This window comes from Micromonospora marincola (assembly GCF_056150385.1).
This window is the reverse complement of record NZ_JAXCFT010000020.1, coordinates 69,674-89,049: the sequence shown is the minus strand read 5'-3', so window position 1 is coordinate 89,049 and position 19,376 is coordinate 69,674. Positions and strand designations below refer to the sequence as shown.

At 71.9% G+C, this 19,376-nt stretch carries 13 protein-coding genes; 5 read left to right on the top strand and 8 right to left on the bottom strand.

The window, feature by feature from the left end:
* Nucleotides 1-20 precede the first annotated feature (20 nt).
* A complete protein-coding gene (locus SM450_RS27340; protein ID WP_474622650.1) occupies nt 21-5,084 on the bottom strand; it encodes an NAD-glutamate dehydrogenase in 5,064 nt (1,687 codons plus the stop codon).
* Nucleotides 5,085-5,370: 286 nt separating this feature from the next.
* On the opposite strand from SM450_RS27340, the gene SM450_RS27335 reads away from it, so the two are divergent.
* The gene (locus SM450_RS27335) at nt 5,371-7,332 is read left to right on the top strand and encodes a penicillin-binding transpeptidase domain-containing protein (protein WP_474622649.1); all 1,962 of its coding nucleotides are present in this window, start codon (nt 5,371-5,373) and stop codon (nt 7,330-7,332) included.
* Between the two features lie 46 nt (nt 7,333-7,378).
* Here SM450_RS27335 and SM450_RS27330 read toward each other — a convergent pair whose 3' ends face one another.
* The 4 genes from SM450_RS27330 to SM450_RS27315 form a co-directional block, all read right to left on the bottom strand.
* The gene (locus SM450_RS27330; protein WP_474622648.1) at nt 7,379-8,488 is read right to left on the bottom strand and encodes an arginase family protein; all 1,110 of its coding nucleotides are present in this window, start codon (nt 8,486-8,488) and stop codon (nt 7,379-7,381) included.
* 64 nt (nt 8,489-8,552) lie between these two features.
* Nucleotides 8,553-9,470, bottom strand: coding sequence for a tetratricopeptide repeat protein (locus SM450_RS27325; RefSeq protein WP_474622647.1), 918 nt, complete (start codon nt 9,468-9,470; stop codon nt 8,553-8,555).
* Between the two features lie 138 nt (nt 9,471-9,608).
* Nucleotides 9,609-11,297 carry an acyl-CoA mutase large subunit family protein gene (locus tag SM450_RS27320; protein ID WP_474622646.1) on the bottom strand — a complete coding sequence of 563 codons (1,689 nt, stop codon included), beginning with the start codon at nt 11,295-11,297 and terminating at the stop codon, nt 9,609-9,611.
* Nucleotides 11,298-11,362: 65 nt separating this feature from the next.
* Nucleotides 11,363-11,626, bottom strand: a complete 264-nt coding sequence (locus SM450_RS27315; RefSeq protein ID WP_474622645.1) for a hypothetical protein — start codon at nt 11,624-11,626, stop codon at nt 11,363-11,365.
* A gap of 257 nt (nt 11,627-11,883) precedes the next feature.
* Between SM450_RS27315 and SM450_RS27310 the strand changes: the two genes are divergently transcribed.
* Nucleotides 11,884-12,300 carry a GntR family transcriptional regulator gene (locus SM450_RS27310; protein ID WP_474622644.1) on the top strand — a complete coding sequence of 139 codons (417 nt, stop codon included), beginning with the start codon at nt 11,884-11,886 and terminating at the stop codon, nt 12,298-12,300.
* A gap of 640 nt (nt 12,301-12,940) precedes the next feature.
* Here SM450_RS27310 and SM450_RS27305 read toward each other — a convergent pair.
* From SM450_RS27305 to SM450_RS27295, 3 genes are all read right to left on the bottom strand, one after another.
* A complete protein-coding gene (locus SM450_RS27305) occupies nt 12,941-13,354 on the bottom strand; it encodes an Asp23/Gls24 family envelope stress response protein (RefSeq protein ID WP_474622643.1) in 414 nt (137 codons plus the stop codon).
* 77 nt (nt 13,355-13,431) lie between these two features.
* Nucleotides 13,432-14,415, bottom strand: a complete 984-nt coding sequence (meaB, locus tag SM450_RS27300; RefSeq protein ID WP_474622665.1) for a methylmalonyl Co-A mutase-associated GTPase MeaB — start codon at nt 14,413-14,415, stop codon at nt 13,432-13,434.
* 5 nt (nt 14,416-14,420) lie between these two features.
* Nucleotides 14,421-15,620 carry an acetyl-CoA C-acetyltransferase gene (locus SM450_RS27295; protein WP_474622642.1) on the bottom strand — a complete coding sequence of 400 codons (1,200 nt, stop codon included), beginning with the start codon at nt 15,618-15,620 and terminating at the stop codon, nt 14,421-14,423.
* A 61-nt stretch (nt 15,621-15,681) separates the two neighbouring features.
* Between SM450_RS27295 and mce the strand changes: the two genes are divergently transcribed.
* From mce to SM450_RS27280, 3 genes are all read left to right on the top strand, one after another.
* Entirely contained in the window at nt 15,682-16,200 is a 519-nt protein-coding gene (gene mce, locus SM450_RS27290) for a methylmalonyl-CoA epimerase (protein WP_474622641.1), read from the top strand.
* A 142-nt stretch (nt 16,201-16,342) separates the two neighbouring features.
* Nucleotides 16,343-17,698 carry a crotonyl-CoA carboxylase/reductase gene (gene ccrA / locus SM450_RS27285; protein WP_474622664.1) on the top strand — a complete coding sequence of 452 codons (1,356 nt, stop codon included), beginning with the start codon at nt 16,343-16,345 and terminating at the stop codon, nt 17,696-17,698.
* 276 nt (nt 17,699-17,974) lie between these two features.
* Nucleotides 17,975-19,228 (top strand): DivIVA domain-containing protein, encoded by a 1,254-nt coding sequence (locus tag SM450_RS27280; protein ID WP_474622640.1) that lies wholly within the window; start codon nt 17,975-17,977, stop codon nt 19,226-19,228.
* Nucleotides 19,229-19,376 lie beyond the last annotated feature (148 nt).

The window sequence follows — 19,376 nt, the reverse complement described above, 5'->3', positions numbered from 1 at the left end:
CGGGGGCCCCGCCTTACACCTCAGGCCGCCGCGGACGTCCGTACCAGGGTGCGGATCTGCCGCAGCAGCACCGACAGGGCGGACAGGTCGGCGCGGGACTCGTCGAACTCCCCCATCGCCCGGTGCGCCCGGTGGATCGAGGTCGCGTTCGCCTGCTCCCACTCCTGCACCCGTTCCACCGGCGGGAGGCTCTCCGAGGTGGAGCCCAGCACCTCCGCGGTGAGCGCGGCAAGCGCGGCGTACAGGTCGTAGCGCAGCGCCATCCGGGCCAGTGTCTGCCAGCGGTCCTCCCGGGGCAGCAGGGAGATCTTCGACAGCAGGGCGTCCACCCGGAACCGGTCGGAGAGCACGAAGTAGACCGACGCCACCTCGCTCACCTCCCGGCCGGTCGTCTGCGCCGTCTCGACGATGTCGAGCAGGCCGAAGCTGTACATCAGGCGGGTCGCCCGCACGGCCAGCTCACGCGGCAGCCCCCGGTCGGCGAGCGACTCGATGTGCGCCGCGATCGCCTCCCGCTCGGTGCCCCAGAACAGGTGCTCCAGGTCCGGCAGGAGCCGGGCGACACCGTCGCGCAGCCGGGCGATCTCCGCCGGCACGTCGATCGGCGAGCGCCGGTTGGTGACCAGCCAGCGCACCGCGCGGTCGAGCAGCCGCCGGCTGTCCAGGTAGACGGCGGTCTGCAACTCGGGCGAGACCTTGTTGTCAAGCGCACCGACCGCGTTCCACAGGTCGCCCAGCTCGAACACCTCGCGGACCACCACGTACGCCCGCAGCACGTCCGCAGCCGAGGCCGCCGTCTCCTCGACCACCCGGAACACGAACGAGATGCCGCCCCGGTTGATCGCCTCGTTCACGAGCACCGTGGTGACGATGTCCCGGCGCAGCCGGTGCCGGCCCATCCGGTCGGCGAAACGCTGCCGCAGCGGGGTCGGGAAGTAGTTGACCAGGACGTCTGTCGTCCACTCCTCGTCCGCCAGCCCCTCGCTGACGATCTCCTTTTCCAGCACGATCTTCACGTACGCGAGCAGCACCGCGAACTCCGGCGCGGACAGCCCACTCTCGGTGCGTACCGCCAACTCCTCGTCCGGCGGCAGCGCCTCAAGCGCCCGGTCCAGCGCGCCGGACCGCTCCAGCTCGTTGATCACCCGTCGGTGCACCGGCAGCAGCGAGGCGGCCTGGGCCTGGGCGTTGTTGATCGCCCGGGCCTGGTCGTAGTTGTCCCGCAGCACCAGCTCGGCGACCTCGTCGGTCATCTGGGCCAGCAGTTCGTCGCGTTCGGGCCGGTCCAGCTCACCGTCGGCGACCGCCGTGTTGAGCAGGATCTTGATGTTCACCTCGTGGTCGGAGCAGTCCACCCCGGCCGCGTTGTCGATGAAGTCGGTGTAGATGCGACCGCCGCCCGCGGCGTACTCGATCCGGCCCTGCTGGGTGAAGCCCAGGTTGCCGCCCTCGCCGACCACCCGGCAGCGCAGGCCCTTGCCGTCCACCCGGATGGCGTCGTTGGACTTGTCCCCGACCTCGGCGTTGGTCTGCGTCGACGCCTTGACGTAGGTGCCGATGCCGCCGTTCCAGAAGAGGTCGACCGGCGCGGTCACGATCGCCTTCATCAGCTCCTGCGGGCTGAGCTGCGTGACGTCGTCGTCGAGGCCGAGCACCGCGCGCACCTGCGGCGTGATCGGGACCGACTTCGCGGTACGCGGGAAGATGCCGCCGCCGTCCGAGATCAGCTCCGGGTCGTAGTCCTCCCACGACGACCGGGGCATGTCGAACAGCCGCTTGCGTTCCCGGTAGGAGGTGGCGGCGTCCGGGTCCGGGTCCAGGAAGATGTGCCTGTGGTCGAAGGCGGCCACCAGCCGGATGTGCTCCGACAGCAGCATGCCGTTGCCGAACACGTCGCCGGACATGTCGCCGACGCCGACCACTGTGAAGTCCTGGGTCTGGGTGTCGTGCCCCAGTTCCCGGAAGTGCCGCTTCACCGACTCCCAGGCGCCCCGGGCGGTGATGCCCATCTTCTTGTGGTCGTAGCCGGCCGAGCCGCCGGAGGCGAACGCGTCGCCGAGCCAGAACCGGTGCGCGGTGGAGATCTCGTTGGCGATGTCGGAGAACGTCGCGGTGCCCTTGTCCGCCGCCACCACCAGGTAGGGGTCGTCGGCGTCGTGCCGGACCACGTCGTCGGGCGGCACGATCTCGCCGCTGACGATGTTGTCGGTGACGTCGAGCAGCGCGGAGATGAACTCCTTGTAGCAGATCACCGCCTCGTCCCGGTCGCCCGGCTTCTGCTTGAGCACGAAGCCGCCCTTGGCGCCGACCGGCACGATCACCGCGTTCTTCACCATCTGCGCCTTGACCAGGCCCAGCACCTCGGTACGGAAGTCCTCGCGCCGGTCGGACCAGCGCAGGCCGCCCCGGGCCACCGGCCCGAACCGCAGGTGCACGCCCTCGAACCGGGGCGAGTAGACGAAGATCTCGAACTTGGGCCGGGGCGCCGGCAGGTCCGGGATGGCCTGCGGGTCAAGCTTGAACGCCACGTACGGCTTGGGCCGCCCGGCCGGCGGCTTCTGGTAGAAGCTGGTACGCAGCGTGGCCTGGATCAGCGTCAGGTAGGCGCGCAGGATCCGGTCCTGGTCGAGGCTGGCCACCTCGTCCAGCGCCTCGCCGATGGCGTCGACAAGCTCGCCGCTGTGCTGCCGGCGCTCGTCGAGCGTGGCCGCGCCGGGCGCGAACCGGGTTTCGAAGAGCTTCACCAGCAGCCCGGCGATGCGCGGGTACGCGATGAAGGTCTGTTCCATGTACTCCTGGGAGAACACGGTGCCGGCCTGCCGCAGATACTTCGCGTACGCCCGCAGCACCACCACCTGCCGCCAGGTGAGCCCGGTGCGCAGCACCAGCTCGTTGAAGCCGTCCACCTCGGCCTCGCCCCGCCAGGCGGCGGCGAAGGCGTTCTCCACGTGGGGGCGCACCTCGGCCAGGTCCTGGTGCCGCTCGGGCAGCTCCAGCCCGAAGTCGTAGAGCCAGATCCGGCCGTCGACGCGCTCCACCTCGTACGGGTGCTCGTCGACCACCTTCACGCCGAGCGAGTGCAGGACCGGCAGGACGGCGGAGAGCATCATCGGCTCGCCGTACCGGTAGACCTTGAACCGCACGTCCATCGTCTCGTCGGCGTCGTTCGCCCGGCCCGAGTAGGCGCGGGGCGCCAACTGCTTGCGGAACAGGTGCATCTCGAGCTGGCCGGGCTCCTCCAGCAGTTCCAGCTTGGCCAGGTCCTTCATCGCCTCGTACGGCGTGTGCCCGTCCTTGTAGCCCTCCGGGAACGCGTCGGCGTAGCGGCCGAACAGGTGCTTGGCCTGTTCGTCGCCGAGCTTGCGCTCCAGCACCAGCCGGTAGTCGTCGTCCCAGAGCCGGGTGGCGTCGGCCAGTTCCTCGGCGAGCAGGTCGGCGTCGATCTCGCCGGGCGGGCTGTTCGGGTCGGTGCGGACGATGAAGTGCACCCGCGCCAGCATCGACTCGGTGACCCGGGTGGTGTAGTCGACGCCGACGCCGTTCAGCTCACGCAGCAGGATGTCCTGCATGCGGAGCCGGTTCTGGGTGGTGAACCGGTCCCGCGGCAGGTAGATCAGGCAGGAGATGAACCGCCCGTACGCGTCGCGCCGCAGGAACACGCGCAACTGCCGGCGGCCGGCCATCCGCAGCACGCCGATCACCGCGTGGTAGAGGTCGTCGGTCTTGATCTGGAACAGCTCGTCGCGCGGATAGGTCTCCAGGATCTGGAGCAGGTCCTTGCCGGAGTGGCTGCGCAGGCTCAGGCCGGAGCGGTCCAGCACCTCGGCGACCTTGCGTCGGACCACCGGCAGCTCCTGCACGCTGGTCCGGTAGGCGGCGGTGGAGAACAGGCCCAGGAAGCGCCGCTCGCCGACCACCTCGCCGGCATCGTCAAAGATCTTGAAACCGATGTAGTCGAGGTAGGCCGACCGGTGCACGGTGGCCCGCGAGTTGGCCTTGGTGATGATGAGCAGGCGCTTCTCCAGCACCCGCTCGTGCGCCTCCGGGGTCATCGACGCCAGCGACCGGGCCTCCGGCGAGTCGGAGCGCAGGATGCCCAGCCCGGTGCCGAGCACTGCTTCGAGGGCCTGCCCGCCGTCCGTCCCGTCGGTGTCGACCAGGCGGTATTCCCGGTAGCCGAGGAACGTGAAGTGGTCGTGCGCGAGCCAGCGCAGCAGCTCCACCGAGTCGGTGATGTCCTTCTCCGGCACCGGTGGGCGGTTGTCCGAGGTCCGCGCGGCGGCCAGCTCGTCGGCGAGCGCCATCGCCCGCTGGCGCATCTTGGGCCAGTCCTCGACGGCCTCGCGCACGTCGGTGAGCACCCGTTGCAGCTCACGGCGCAGGGCCTCCCGCTCGGCCGGGTCGCGGACCGGGTCGATCTCGATCCGCATCCAGCTCTCGACCAGGTCGCCGGCGATCGCGTCGTCCGGCTCCACGTCCGCGGAGACCTCGGTGAGCCGGCCCAGCGGCTCGCGCCGGACCACCACGAGCGGGTGCACCAGCAGGTGCACGTCGAGGTGGCGGGAGTTCAGCAGCGCGGTGACGGAGTCGACCAGGAACGGCATGTCGTCGGTGACGATCTCGACCACAGTGTGGTGCTGCTCGGCGTCCGGCTCGTGGATGCGCAGCTTCAGCTCGCCCGGGACCCGCTGCTGGGCCAGGTCCCGGTGCGCCCGGGCTGCCTCCAGCATCTCCTCGGCGGTGAAGCCGATCAGCTCCTCGTCCGGCGCGAACCGCCAGAAACGGTCCACGAGCGTGGCCGCGTCGTGGTCGTCGCCGGCGAGCGCGACCGCCTGGGCGACCAGCCGCTCCGCGTTGGGTACCGGCTCGTCCAGCTCGGCGTCCTCCGACTCGTCGACGAGCGCCTGCGTGGGCAGGCCCAGGTCGTAGAGGGTGTCGATGCTGGAACCGGTCATCCCGGTCACTCCTGTGTCGAGGCGGCCGAAACCGTCTCCGTCGGTCTCCGAATCGAAGCCGTCATCGTCCCGGCTGGTGTCAGCCTGCCGGAGGTCGGGTCCCGGTTTGATCGCCGGACGCCGGTCCATCGGTGCCACTCCCCTCGACCCACCGCGTTGTGGGTCACTCTGCCGCCCAGCCTAGGCCCTGCCGTTGTGCGCCTCCGTCGGCGGACCACTGGCCGGACGTCCGGATCGGGACTGTGCCCTTTCACCTGTTGCGGGTGCGTGGTCGGCCAGTCGCGGAATACCCCGGCTGGCGATGTTCATCACACTGTCACACGGTCCTTCTCACACGCGGAGGCGGTGGCGGGACGGTGGGGCGCCGCACGCCGTACTAGCGTGCAGGCCAGTTGCCCACCGGAGGGACCGCTTCATGCCCCTGTCGTACCCCGTCCGCCCCCGCCGCCAATCCCGTCGTCGGCTGCTCGCGGCGCTTGTCGCCGCCCTGCTGACCGCCGGCGCGGTGACCGGGTGCTCCGGCGAGGACGGGCCGGAGCGTGCCGTCGACGCCTTCCTGAGCGGCTGGCGTTCGGGCGACCTGCAACCTGTCGGCTTCATCGAGCCGACCGGCGCGCGACTGCCGGCGGCCGAGGTGACCAAGCGGCTCAAGGCGCTCTCCGGCGAGCTGGCCGCCGCCCCGCCCGACCTGGAACGCACCGGCGACATCAAGGTCACCGGCGACATCGCCACCGCCCGGGTCCGGCTGACCTGGGCGCTGCCGGGCGGCGCCCGCTGGGCCTACGAGAATCCGGTTCGCCTCAAGGGCGGCGGTGACAAGTGGCAGGTGATCTGGGAGCCGGCCGTGGTGCACGAGAAGCTGGAGGACGGCGACCACCTGGCGTTGCGCCGCGAGCCGGCGGAGCGGGCCGGGGTGCTCGACGCCGCCGGCGAACCGATCGTCACGCCCCGACCGGTGATCCGGGTGCAGGTCGCGCCGGCCGAGGTCACCGACGTGCCGGGCCTGGTGCGAAAGCTCGACGCCGCGTTCAAGTCGGTCCGGCCCGCGCTCGACCCCCCGGTCGACCTCGGTGACCTGCCGGCACGCCTCAAGGAGGCGGACGAGGGCGCGCTCGTCGAGGTGGTGACCCTGCGCGAGGAGGCATACCGGCAGATCAAGCCCCGGATCTATGACCTGCCCGGCACCCGGTTCGTCGCCGACAAGCTCATGCTGGCCCCGACCCGGGAGTTCGCCCGGGCGCTGCTCGGCTCCGTCGACCCGGCGCAGGCCGACGACCTCCAGGCCCACCCCGACCGGTACGTCCGCGGCGACCTGGTCGGCCACGGCGGTCTTCAGGGCCGCTACGACGAGCGGTTGCGCGGCACGCCCGGGATCACCGTGATCACCGAACGGCCGGCCGCGGAGGGCGCCACCGAACCCACCGGGACGGAGGTGTTCCGCGACGCGCCGAAGCCCGGGCAGCCGGTGAGGACCACCCTGGACGCGGCCACCCAGAACGCCGCCGACACCGCGTTGCGGGGGCAGACCCGGCGCTCCGCCCTGGTCGCGGTGCGGATCAGCGACGGCGCGGTGCTGGCCGCCGCGAACGGCCCCGGCGCCGCCGGCGAGAACCTGGCCTTCACCGCGCAGGTGCCGCCCGGTTCGACGTTCAAGATGGTAAGCGCGCTCGGCCTCCTCGACCGGGGCGCGGTGACGCCGCAGACCACAGTGGACTGCCCGAAGACCTTCGAGGTCGACGGCCGGAGCTTCAAGAACTCGGACAACTTCGCGCTGGGCAAGGTGCCGTTCGCCACCGACTTCGCGAAGTCCTGCAACACCGCCTTCACCGCGCTGGCCCCGAAGCTCGGCGCGGACGGGCTCGCCCAGGCCGGCCGCACGCTCGGCCTGGAAGCCGGCTGGGACCTCGGCGCGGACGTGTTCACCGGCAAGGTCTCCGCGAACGGCGGGCCCACCGAGCAGGCCGCCGCCGCCATCGGCCAGGGCACCACAGTGGTCAGCCCGCTGGCGATGGCCGGCGCCACCGCGGCCGTGGCCCGGGGCCACTTCGAGCAGCCCAAGCTGCTGCTCGACCCGGCGCCGGGCAAGCCCGCCCCGGCCGGCGCGGCGCTCAGGCCCGAGTCCGTGGCGGCGCTGAAGACGATGATGCGTGGCGTGGTCACCGCCGGCTCCGGCGCCGCGCTTGCGGACGTGCCGGGCGACCCGGTGCACGGCAAGACCGGCACCGCCGAATACGACAACAACCCGGCGCACACCCACGCCTGGTTCGTCGGCTGGCAGGGCGAGGTGGCCTTCGCGGTCTTCGTCGAGCAGGGCGGCTCCAGCACGACGAGCGCGGTGCCGATCGCCGAGCGTTTCCTGCGCGGCCTCGCCCGCTGACCGACGCGGCAGCGACATCAGGCGCACCCAAACGACCCGGGCGCGCTCAGGCGGAGGTGTCGGCGGCCGGAGCCGGCGTGGGGTCGCCCTCCCCGGGCGGGGCCGCCGGCGGACCGATCGGGTCCGTCGCGACGGCGGGCGCGGGCGCGATCACCGGGCCATGCTCCGCGCGGCGCCCGTTGCCCGTGCGGGCCGCCGGGGCGACCGGATCGGCCGGCAGCAACCGGGGCGGCGCGGCGCCCGGGGCGACGACCGGGGCCAGCCCGGCCACCACCGTGTTCACGATCTCCGCCGCGTACCCGCCGTCCGGGTCGTAGTCGGGGTCGAAGACGGTCAGCTCGACGCCGAGGCAGTGCGGGGTGTCGACCAGCCCGGCGAGCAGGATCTCCAGCTCGGCGAAGGCGATGCCGCCCGGGTCGGGCGCGTCGACCGCGGGCATCACCGCCGGGTCGAGCACGTCCACGTCGATGTGCACCCAGTAGCCGGCGCAGTCCACGAGCTGCTCGTGCGCCCACTGGGCGGTCCGGGCCGCGCCCTCGGCACGCAGCGCCGGCACCGGCCGGGTGGTGATGCCGGCGGCCTGGAGGTCGAGGCGGTATTCGTCCTGCGCGCGGATGCCGAGCACCACCACGTCGATGTCGCGGAAGTAGGGTCGTCGCCCCTCGATGGCGGCCAGGTCGGACTGCCCCCGCCCGGTGACAAGGGCCAGGTCCTCCCCCGCCGCCGCGCCGACGTACGAGGCGTTGCCGGGGTGCCGGAAGTCGGAGTGGCCGTCGACGAAGACCAGCCCGATCCGCCCGCCGACCGCCTCCCCGAGCCGGTGCATGGCGAGCGCCGAGCCGAGCAGCACCGAGCAGTCCCCGCCGAGCACCAGCGGGAACTCGCCCCGGTCGATGATCGCGCCGATCCGGTCGGCAAGCGCGGCCGAGTACGCGGAGATCTCCGGCGCGTGGCAGACACCGTCGCCCGGGCGCCAGTCGCCCGGGTCGTACCGGGGCGGGGTGAGACAGCCGGCGTCGCGGGCGCGCAGGCGGGCGAGCAGGCCGTGGTCGCGCAGCGCGCCGGGCGCCTTGCCGCAGCCGGGAACGGAGCTGGCCGTGGGCGGGCGCAACCCGAGGTTCGTCGGCGCGTCGAGGACGGCGATCCGGCGCATCATGAGCTCCCGTCCTCGGTGGTCGGGCGGGCCGGCGGTGCGCCGGCCCGCGCGGGTGTACGTCGGTTCAGAACAAGGCGCTGGCCAGGGCGCGTCGGGCGGAGGCCACGGCGGGGTCGTCCGGGCCGGCGATGGTGAACAGGCCGATCAGGTGCAGGCGTACCCGGTCCCGCTCCTCGCCGGCGGTCCGGCGGACGGTGGCGACAAGTCGCTTGTATGCCTGCTCGGCCAGGCCGCTGAGCACCTCGATGTCGGCGGCAAGCAGTTGCGCGTCCACGTCGTCGGGGTCGGCCGCCGCGGCGTCGAGCGCAGCCTGCGGGTCGGCGCCGGCCACCCGCCGGGCCAGCCCGACCTGGGCCAGGCCGGCCTCCGCCGCCGCGTCCGCGGGTGTCTCGGCGAGGATCTTCCGGTACGCCGCCTCGGCGGCGTCGAGGTCGCCGCTCATCAGCGCGTCGTCGGCCGCGTCGAGCCGCGGGTCCTCCGGCTCGGCCACCGTGACGCCGGCGGCCTTGAGCACGGCCTGGATCCACTGCCGCAACTGCGGCTCGGGCACCACGCCCGGGAAGGCGTCGACCGGCCGCCCGCCGACGATCGCGTAGGTGGTCGGAAGCGTCTGGAGCTGGAACATCTGCGCGAGCCGGGGTTGCTGCTGCACGTCGACCCGGGCCAGGAGCCACGCCCCGTCGCCCTCGGCGGCCAGCCGCTCCAGCACCGGGGCGAACTGGTCGCTCTCCGGGTAGCCGGCGGCGCCGAAGAAGACCACGACCGGTGTGCTGAGCGAGCGTTCGAGCACCTCGGACTGGATGTTCGCCTCGGTCACGTCGATCACGGCGGCCGAGCCGGCGGGGCTGCCCGGCAGCCCGGCGGGCGGGCCGCCCGGTGTCGGTGTGGCGGGAGGGGTGTCGGCCGGTGCGGGGGTGCGCAGCGCGCTGAGGTCGACCGCGCCGCGGGTGAAGATCGACGAGGTGATCCGTGGGTCGCTCATGGTTGTCTAGTCTCGCACGTGTCGCACCGTAGACCGTTCACCCACGAGGTCGACGTTGCGACTCTCACCCCTGCTCAGAGGTGTAAGGCGGGGGCCCTTCTTAACAGACGTCTGTTAAGAAGGGCCCCCGCCTAACCGCTAGAAGCGGGCGGGCTCGCGGTAGACGCCCCACTCGGCGCGCAGCGCGTCGCAGATCTCGCCGAGCGTGGCCTCGGCGCGGACCGCGTCAAGCATCGCCGGGATCATGTTCTCCCCGGTCCGGCCGACCTCCACCATCCGGTGTACGGCGGCGGTGACCGCCGCGTCGTCGCGGACCGACTTCCGCTCGGCCAGCACCCGGCGCTGCTCCAGCTCCACCTCGTGCGAGATGCGCAGGATCTCCAACTCCTTGGCGACCGTGCCGGTGTGGCAGTTGACGCCGACGATCTTCTTGTCGCCCTTCTCCAGCGCCTGCTGGTAGACGAACGCCGACTCGGCGATGTGCCCGGTGAACCAACCGTCCTCGATGCCGCGCAGGATGCCCGAGGTCATCGGCCCGATCTGGTGCGGGCCCTCGCCGCCGAGCTGCCGGATCCGGGCGAAGATCTCCTCCGCCTCGGCCTCGATCCGGTCGGTGAGCGCCTCGACGTACCAGGCGCCGCCGAGCGGGTCGGCCACGTTCGTCACCCCGGTCTCCTCCATCAGCACCTGCTGGGTACGCAGGGCGATCTCGGCGGACTCGTCGGTGGGCAGCGCGAGCGTCTCGTCAAGCGCGTTGGTGTGCAGCGAGTTGGTGCCGCCGAGCACCGCCGCGAGGGCCTCGACCGCGGTGCGTACCACGTTGTTGACCGGCTGCTGGGCGGTCAGCGACACCCCGGCGGTCTGGGTGTGGAACCGCAGCCACTGCGCCTTCTCGCTCGTGGCGCCGTAGACGTCGCGCAGCCAGCGGGCCCAGATCCGGCGGGCCGCGCGGAACTTGGCGATCTCCTCGAAGAAGTCGAGGTGGGAGTCGAAGAAGAAGCTGAGCCCGGGGGCGAAGACGTTGACGTCGAGCCCCCGCGACAGGCCCAGCTCGACATAGCCGAACCCGTCGGCGAGCGTGTACGCCAACTCCTGCGCGGCGGTCGAGCCGGCCTCCCGGATGTGGTAGCCGGAGACCGAGAGCGGCTTGTAGCGCGGGATCTCGGCCGCGCAGTATTCCATCAGGTCGCCGATCAGGCGCAGGTGCGGCTCGGGGTCGAAGAGCCACTCCTTCTGCGCGATGTACTCCTTGAAGATGTCCGTCTGGAGCGTCCCGTCGAGCGTGGACAGGTCGGCGCCCTGCCGCTCGGCGGCCACCAGGTACATGCAGAAGACCGGCACGGCCGGGCCGGAGATGGTCATCGAGGTGGTGACGCCGGCCAGGTCGATGCCGTCGAAGAGCACCTCCATGTCGGCGGCGGAGTCGACCGCCACGCCGCAGTGCCCGACCTCGCCGAGCGACTGCGGGTCGTCCGAGTCGCGGCCCATCAGCGTCGGCATGTCGAAGGCGACGGAGAGCCCGCCGCCTCCGGCGCCGAGGATCATCTTGTAGCGCTCGTTCGTCTGCCGGGCGTTGCCGAAGCCGGCGAACTGCCGGATGGTCCAGGCCCGTCCGCGATAGCCGGTCGGGTGCAACCCCCTGGTGTACGGGAACTCGCCTGGCCACCCGATCCGCTCGAAGCCCGGGTGTGCCGTCCCCTCCGGTGGCCCGTACACCGGGTCGACGGGCAGCCCGGACAGCGTGGTGAAGTCCGCGTCGCGCTTGCGGGCGGCGTCGTAGCGGGCCTGCCAGCGGGCCCGGCCGGCGGCGATCTCGTCAGCGTCCATGCGCGGAGCTCCTCCTCGAGTCCTCTGACTGAGAACCGAGTGTAGAACGCTGTCCTGAACGATCGCTAAGGAGACGCGTACCGGCCGGTAACCCGGGAGCAGGGTCCGTCATGGTCGGCCCGCAGCAGGCAGCGCCGGCCGCCGACCATCCGCAGGTCGCAGAAGACCCGATGACGTACGCCCTGCTCGTCCTCGGCCGACACGGTGGTCTCGCCGGGATCCGCCGAGGCGAGCACCCCCGACCAGCGGGCCACCACCCGGGCCAGGCGCACCGCGCCGGCCAGGTCACCGGCGACGACGGGCAGATGGATGACGAACCGTTCCCGCACCACGATCGCCTCTCGCGTCGAGTGGACTGGAAGGGCGGGTCCGCCCGCCCACCCCGCACGGCGGACCCGCCCCGCCCTGCCACCGCAGCGTCATTCCGCAGTACGGCACCAGGGCAACTCAGCGGCACCGCCTCGACCGAGTGGGACTCAGCCATCAGCGACACGCACCGTGACAAGGAAACTACATTAGTTGACATATGGCCACAAGGCCCTACGGCCAGAAGTTGAGATACCCACGGGGGCACAAGGCTGACGGCATGGCTATCGATCCGCGCTCGCACACGCCGGTCTATGTGCAGCTCGCCGATCTGCTGCGGCAGCAGATCGAGTCGGGCGAGCTACCCGCCGGATCTACCCTGGCCAGCGAGGCGCGGCTCTCACAGGAACACAACATCGGTCGCGATGCCGTGCGCATGGCGATCGCGCTGCTGCGCTCGGAGGGCCTGGTCGACACGAGGCGCGGCCATGGCACCCGGGTTCGGGAAGCGCCTCAGCGTCGGCAGGTCGAACTCGGGGCCGGCAGCTCGGTCATCGCCCGGATGCCGACCGGCAACGAGCGCCGGACGTTGCAGCTCGACGAGGGCGTACCGATTCTGGAGATCCACGGCCCGACGGGCGACGTGGAGCTGCTACCGGGCGACGAGGTGGAGCTGACCCGCCCGCCGAACGCCTGACCCGATCCGGCAGTCCGCTCCGGCGTGCGCGCACAGGTCACGCCCTCCGCCGACGCCCGGGCGAGGTCCGCTTCCCCGCCGGCCCGCGCAGGCGGTCGAGCGGCGGCGTGCCTCGGGTGGGGGGTCAGGGCGTATGCCAGGATTCCGGCTCGTCAGGGGCGGGGCGGACCAATGGCGGCGACGGACCGGGCGTCTGACGTCCATGCCGTTCCACTCGTGACGCTCAGGCCGGGTGAGTGGAACGTCATGGACGTCTCCGCGCCCGTTTGACGTCCGTGCCGTTCCACCCGCCGCTCGCACTGCGCCCCGCGCGGCGGGGTGTTCTCCCGGAGGGGGAGAAAGAGGGGCGGGAGGGTGGGGGCGTCTGTGGGGGCCGGGGCGACGTCAGGTACACCCGAACGACGGGGTCCAAGCGGACGGGCGAACGTCCACAACAGCCGGGCCGGCTCCGGGTCCGGCCGCGAGGCGAAGCCGCCGGTCGACGGGCGTGTACGGGTCGATCCGGCTGGCATCCGTGCGACACGTACCCGAGTCACGCCATCGGAACGCCACCGGCGACGCCAGATCGCCGAAGTGGTGGCTTTGGGGCGGCGACCCACTTTGGCCATCAAGTTTGCAGGCGACGTGCACCCACTCGCGGTCAGCGCACGGATGCGCCGGGGTCACCGATCGCCACGTCGTCCACCCGGATGTTGATCTCGTCGACGCGCAGCCCGTACGCCTCGACGGCCGAGGTGACCGCGGCCCGCACCGCGTCGGTGACCTGCGGGACCGGGTGACCGCCGTCGATCACGATGACCAGGTTGACCACGGCCGCGCCGTTGGTGACGTGGGCCGAGCAGCCGCGCCGGGCGTCGCCGAGCTGCTCCAGCCCGACCCGGTCGAACACGGCGTTGAAGAAGCGGGCCACGTCGCCGCCCAGCTCGGCCACGCCGGGCACCGACTTCGCGGCGGCCACCGCGATCTTCTCCACCACCTCGTCGGCGACGTGGGTCGTCCCGCCCGCCGTCGCGTCCGGCGTCATCGACAGCTCCTGCGTAGCCTCATGCTCCACGCCTGCTCCCCATCCACCCTCGCCCAACCCGACCCCGGGAGCGTACAAGCCCCACCCCCCGACCGTCGATCATGGAGTCAGGTACCGAGCTGGGCCAGCAGCTCGTCCGCCGCGGCGTACGGATCGAGGGCTCCCTCGGCCACCTTGGCGGCGAGCGTCGGAAGCTGCGTACCGTCGCGCAGGGAGCCGATCCGGTCCCGCAGCGCGCCGAGCGCGATGGCCTCGATCTCGGCGGCGGCCCGCGTCTCCCGGCGGCGGCGCAGCTCGTCGTGCCGCTCCAGCCAGTCGCGGTGCTTGTCGATCGCGGCGGCGATGTCGTCGATGCCCTCGGCGCGGGCGGCGATCGCGCGCACCACCTGCGGACGCCACTCGCCCGGCCCGCGCTCGCCGAGCGCGATCATGCCCTGGATGTCGCGGACTGTGGCGTCCACACCGTCCCGGTCGGCCTTGTTGACCACGAAGACGTCGGCGATCTCCAGGATGCCGGCCTTGACCGCCTGGATCGCGTCACCCATACCGGGGGCGAGCAGCACGAGCGTGGTGTCCGCGAGCGAGGCCACCTCCACCTCGGCCTGCCCGACCCCGACGGTCTCGACGAGCACCACGTCGCAGCCGGCGCCCTCCAGCACCCGTACCGCCTGGGGGGTGGCGGCGGAGAGCCCGCCGAGGTGGCCCCGGCTGGACATGGAGCGGATGTAGACGCCGGGGTCGGTGGCGTGGTCCTGCATCCGGACCCGGTCGCCGAGGATCGCCCCGCCGGTGAACGGGCTGGACGGGTCGATGGCCAGCACGCCGACCCGGTGGCCGCGGGCCCGCAGCGCGCGTACCAGCTCGTTCGTGGTGGTCGACTTGCCCACGCCCGGCGAGCCGGTCAGGCCGACCACCTGGGCGTGCCCGGAGTACGGCGCCAGCGCCGCCGCGACCTGGGGCAGCATCTCGTCGCCGGACTCGACCAGGGTGATCAGCCGGGCCACCGCGCGGGGGTCGCCCGCGCGGGCCCGCTCGACCAGCAGGGGTACGTCCCGGCTGCGGCGCACCGGACCGGTGGCCGCGATGTTCACGTCACTCACGCGTCGGACTCGCCGCCCGTCGGCACGTGGATGATCAGCGCGTCGCCCTGGCCGCCACCGCCGCAGAGCGCAGCCGCGCCGGTGCCGCCGCCACGCCGCTTCAGCTCCAGCGCCAGCGTGAGCACCAGCCGTGCGCCGGACATGCCGATCGGGTGACCGAGCGCGATGGCCCCGCCGTTGACGTTGACCTTGTCGGCGCTGATCCCGAGGTCGCGGGTGGACTTGATGCCGACCGCCGCGAACGCCTCGTTGATCTCGATGAGGTCGAGGTCGTCGAGGCTGAGACCGCCCTTCTTCAGGGCGTGGTTGATCGCGTTGGACGGCTGCGAGTGCAGGGAGTTGTCCGGCCCGGCCACGTTGCCGTGCGCGCCGACCTCGGCCAACCAGGTGAGCCCCAGCTCCGTCGCCTTGGCCTTGCTCATCACGACCACCGCGGCGGCGCCGTCGGAGATCGGCGAGGCGCTGCCCGCGGTGATCGTCCCGTCCTTGCTGAAGGCGGGACGCAGTCGGCCCAGCGACTCGACTGTGGTGTCCGGCCGGATGCCCTCGTCCTCGCTAATCACCAGCGGGTCGCCCTTGCGCTGCGGGATGATCACCGGGGCGATCTCCTCGGCGAAGTGGCCGTTCTTCTGGGCGGCGGCGGCGCGCTGGTGGCTGGCGGCGGCGAAGGCGTCCTGCTCCTCGCGGGTGATGCCGTGCTTCGCGCCGTGGCGCTCGGTGGACTCGCCCATCGAGCAGCAGTCCCAGGCGTCGGTGAGCCCGTCGAGGGCCATGTGGTCCTTGATCGTCACGTCGCCGTACTTGTAGCCGGAGCGCTGCCCGAGCAGCAGGTGCGGGGCGTTTGTCATGGACTCCATGCCGCCGGCCACCACGATGTCGAACTCGCCGGCCCGGATGAGCTGGTCGGCGAGCGCGATGGCGTCCAGGCCGGAGAGGCAGACCTTGTTGATGGTCAGCGCCGGGGTGGACATCGGGATGCCCGCGTCGACGGCGGCCTGCCGGGCCGGGATCTGCCCGGCGCCCGCCTGGAGCACCTGGCCCATGATCACGTATTGCACCTGGTCGGGTGCCACGCCGGCGCGCTCCAGCGCCGCCTTGATCGCGATGCCGCCGAGCCTGGTCGCCGGAAGATCCTTGAGGTTGCCCAGCAGGCGCCCCATCGGGGTCCGCGCGCCGCTGACGATCACCGATGCCATGCCTGCCTCCGAGGGGGTGCCGACCTGTACGCCTTAACGATTGTTCGGTCAGACTAGCGTCATGGCTGAGAACTCCTCCGTCGAGCCCGCTGCCGAGTTTGTCACAGACATCGGCCTGCGCCGCATCGACCACGTCGGGATCGCTGTCGCGGACCTGGACGCCGCGATCGACTTCTACCAGCGCACCTTCGGCATGCGCTGCGTGCACACCGAGACGAACGAGGAACAGGGCGTACGCGAGGCGATGCTGGCGGTCGGCCCGGACGCCTCCGGCGGCATGGTGCAGTTGCTGGCCCCGCTCTCGCCCGACTCGACGATCGGCAAGTTCCTCGACAAGCGCGGGCCGGGCATCCAGCAGGTCGCGTACACGGTGACGGACATCGACGCGACCTGCGCGGCGTTGCGGGAGCGCGGCGTCCGGCTGCTCTACGAGACCCCGCAGCGCGGTACGTCGGACTCCCGGGTCAACTTCGTGCACCCGAAGGACGCCGGCGGCGTGCTGATCGAGTTGGTCCAGCCCGCCTTACACCTGCCGCGCATCGGGCGATGCAGTTTTTCACACGGGGCTTCCGCACCTTAGCTACCGTTCAGTAACGTTCGGCCGGACAGGAGCGCGACCGGTGCCGGATGTGTCGATCGCCGACATGGCGGTCCCGTCGCACCGCGCCGACGATGGCAGCACCCCGGCCCCCGGTGTGGGTGCTGACGAACGGGAGGTCACCGTGCAGGACATCCTTGAAGCGATCATGGCGGCGGAGGGCTCGGCGCAGCCCGAGCGGGACCTCGCCGGCCTCGCCGGCCTGCCGGTGCCGGAGAGCTACCGCGGCGTGGTGGTCCGCGCCGAGGACACCCACATGTTCGCCGGCCTGGCCACCCGGGACAAGGACCCGCGTAAGGCGCTGCACGTCCAGGAGGTGCCCACCCCCGAGCTGGGCCCGGGTGAGGCGCTCGTCGCGGTGATGGCCAGCGCGATCAACTACAACACGGTGTGGACGAGCATCTTCGAGCCGCTGCCCACGTTCACGTTCCTCAAGCGCTACGGCCGGCTCTCCGAGCTGACCCGCCGGCACGACCTGCCGTACCACGTGGTCGGGTCGGACGCGGCCGGCGTGGTGCTGCGGACCGGGCCCGGGGTGACCAAGTGGAAGGCCGGCGACGAGGTGGTGGCGCACTGCCTGTCGGTCGAGTTGGAGGACGCCGCCGGCCACGACGACACCATGCTCGACCCGCAGCAGCGGATCTGGGGCTTCGAGACCAACTTCGGCGGCCTCGCCGAGCTGGCCGTGGTCAAGGCCAACCAGCTGATGCCGAAGCCGCGTCACCTGAGCTGGGAGGAGGCCGCCAGCCCCGGGCTGGTCAACTCCACCGCCTACCGGCAGCTCGTCTCGCACCACGGGGCCGACATGAAGCAGGGCGACGTGGTGCTGATCTGGGGCGCCTCCGGCGGCCTGGGCGGCTATGCCACCCAGATGGCGCTCGGCGGCGGGGCGATCCCGGTCTGCGTGGTCTCCTCGCCGGAGAAGGCCGAGCTGTGCCGGAAGATGGGCGCCGAACTGGTCATCGACCGCACCGCCGAGGGCTTCCGGTTCTGGTCCGACGAGCAGACGCAGGACCAGGACGAGTGGCGTCGCTTCGGCGAGCGGATCCGCGAACTGACCTGCGGCGAGGACCCGGACATCGTGTTCGAGCACCCGGGCCGGGAGACCTTCGGCGCCAGCGTCTACGTCGCCAAGAAGGGCGGCACGATCGTCACCTGCGCCTCCACCAGCGGCTACCTGCACCAGTACGACAACCGCTACCTGTGGATGCACCTCAAGCGCATCGTCGGCAGCCACTTCGCCAACTACCACGAGGCGTGGCAGGCCAACCGCCTGGTGGCACTCGGCAAGGTGCACCCGACCGTGTCGAGAACCTACCCGCTGGAGCAGACCGGCCAGGCCGCGTACGAGGTGCACCGCAACGCGCACCAGGGCAAGGTGGGTGTCCGCTGCCTGGCCCCGACCGACGGGCTCGGCGTCCGGGACACCGTGCTGCGGTCCCGGCACGAAAGCGCGATCAACCGGTTCCGCGGGCACTGACCGTACGGTGGCCCCGGATTGCCTTTTTGGCCGACCGTGACGCCATTCGACTGTCGCCGAGACAGTCGTCAAGACAGACGTGATGACAAAGGGCCACGGGTCGGCGCCCGTGGCCCTTTGTCATCACCGTCCCGCCGCCGCCCGCCCCGCCCGGGAGCTGCCAAGATCGTGGGTCGGCCCGGTCCCCCCGCTCGCCTGAGTTGACCATGTAAAGAGGACGCGAAAGCTGCCGACCACTCTTGCGAACCACCCTGGGGAGTCTGCGAGTATGTCCCAATGCCCCAGCAGCAGTCCTCCCCTCTTGCGTTCTTCGATAACGCGAACTCACAGCCCGATTTCACTGTTGGCCTGCGCGGATACAACACCAACCAGGTCGACGACTTCATCGGCCGGCTGACCGCCGCACTGAGCCAGTCCGAGCAGGCCCGCGCCGAGGCCGAGCAGCGGATGAACGACGCCCAGCGCCGCCTCCGGCAGGCTGAGCAGCGTCAAGGCGCGCTCGAGCAGAAGCTCACCGAGACCAACAAGCAGCTCGAGGAGAACAGCCGGCCGACCCTCTCCGGCCTGGGCACCCGCGTCGAGCAGATCCTCCGGCTGGCCGAGGAACAGGCGAACGACCACCGCAACGAGGCCAAGCGCGAGTCGGAGGGCATCCTCTCCGCCGCCCGCCTCGAGGCCCGGGAGATCACCGACAAGGCACGCGCCGAGGCAGCCGCCATGAAGGCCACCGCCGAGCGCGAGGCCGGCAGCGTCCGCACCGCCGCCGAGCGCGAGGCCGCCGAGGTCCGCGTCCAGGCCCGCCGGGAGGCGGACACCCTGCGCGCCGACGCGGACCGGGAAACCAAGCAGCTGCGTACGGTCACCGCGCACGAGGTGGCCGAGCTGAAGTCGACGGTCGAGCGGGAGGTCGCCACCCTGCGCGCCACCGCCGAGCGGGAGATCACCCAGCAGCGCGCCAAGGCCGCCCGGGAGGCCGAGGAGAAGCGGGCCGAGGCGACCAAGCTGCTCACCGACGCGCGCGACAAGCGCGACAAGGACCTCCAGGCCCTGGAGCTCCAGCTCGCCGAGCGGCGCGAGAAGGCCGAGCGCGAGGAGTCGGCGCGACACGCCGCCCAGGTCACCCAGACCCAGAAGATGGTCAACGAGGCCGAACAGCGGGCCCGTGCCGCCCAGGAGCGGGCGAAGGAGATCGAGCAGCGGGCCGAGTCCCGTCGGGTCGAGTCCGAGCGCACCGCCAACGACACTGTCGACAAGGCCAAGGCGCTCGCCGACAAGACGCTCAACGAGGCGCGGGCCGAGTCGCAGCGGGTGCTCAACGAGGCCCGCACCGAGGCCGAGCTGACCACGCAGGCGGCCCGCCGCGAGGTCGAGGACCTGACCCGCCAGAAGGACGCGGTCACCTCGCAGCTCGGGCAGATGCTCTCCGGCCTGGCCGGCATCGTGCCGGGCGTGCCGGCGGGCGGCAACAAGGCCGAGGCGCCGAATGCCGACGCCTCCGGCCGGAAGGTGACGGCCGAGTCGGCCGGCTGAGCCACCGACCGCTGACGGGGCATGAGCCACGGCGCGGGGTGACACCGGGTTACCGGTGCCACCCCGCGCCGTCATGCTTTCTCCGGCCCGTTTCGCCGCGAGGGTGAAGTAGGTCCCAGAAGGGGCGTCCGTATCGCCCCCACAGAGC

Coding starts and splice junctions, on each gene's coding strand:
- mce (WP_474622641.1), top strand. CDS start 15,682: ATGGCTGAGAACTCCTCCGTCGAGCCCGCTGCCGAGTTTGTCACAGAC.
- SM450_RS27325 (WP_474622647.1), bottom strand. CDS start 9,470: ATGAGCGACCCACGGATCACCTCGTCGATCTTCACCCGCGGCGCGGTC.
- SM450_RS27280 (WP_474622640.1), top strand. CDS start 17,975: ATGCCCCAGCAGCAGTCCTCCCCTCTTGCGTTCTTCGATAACGCGAAC.
- SM450_RS27335 (WP_474622649.1), top strand. CDS start 5,371: ATGCCCCTGTCGTACCCCGTCCGCCCCCGCCGCCAATCCCGTCGTCGG.
- SM450_RS27310 (WP_474622644.1), top strand. CDS start 11,884: ATGGCTATCGATCCGCGCTCGCACACGCCGGTCTATGTGCAGCTCGCC.
- SM450_RS27330 (WP_474622648.1), bottom strand. CDS start 8,488: ATGATGCGCCGGATCGCCGTCCTCGACGCGCCGACGAACCTCGGGTTG.
- SM450_RS27320 (WP_474622646.1), bottom strand. CDS start 11,297: ATGGACGCTGACGAGATCGCCGCCGGCCGGGCCCGCTGGCAGGCCCGC.
- SM450_RS27295 (WP_474622642.1), bottom strand. CDS start 15,620: ATGGCATCGGTGATCGTCAGCGGCGCGCGGACCCCGATGGGGCGCCTG.
- SM450_RS27340 (WP_474622650.1), bottom strand. CDS start 5,084: ATGGACCGGCGTCCGGCGATCAAACCGGGACCCGACCTCCGGCAGGCT.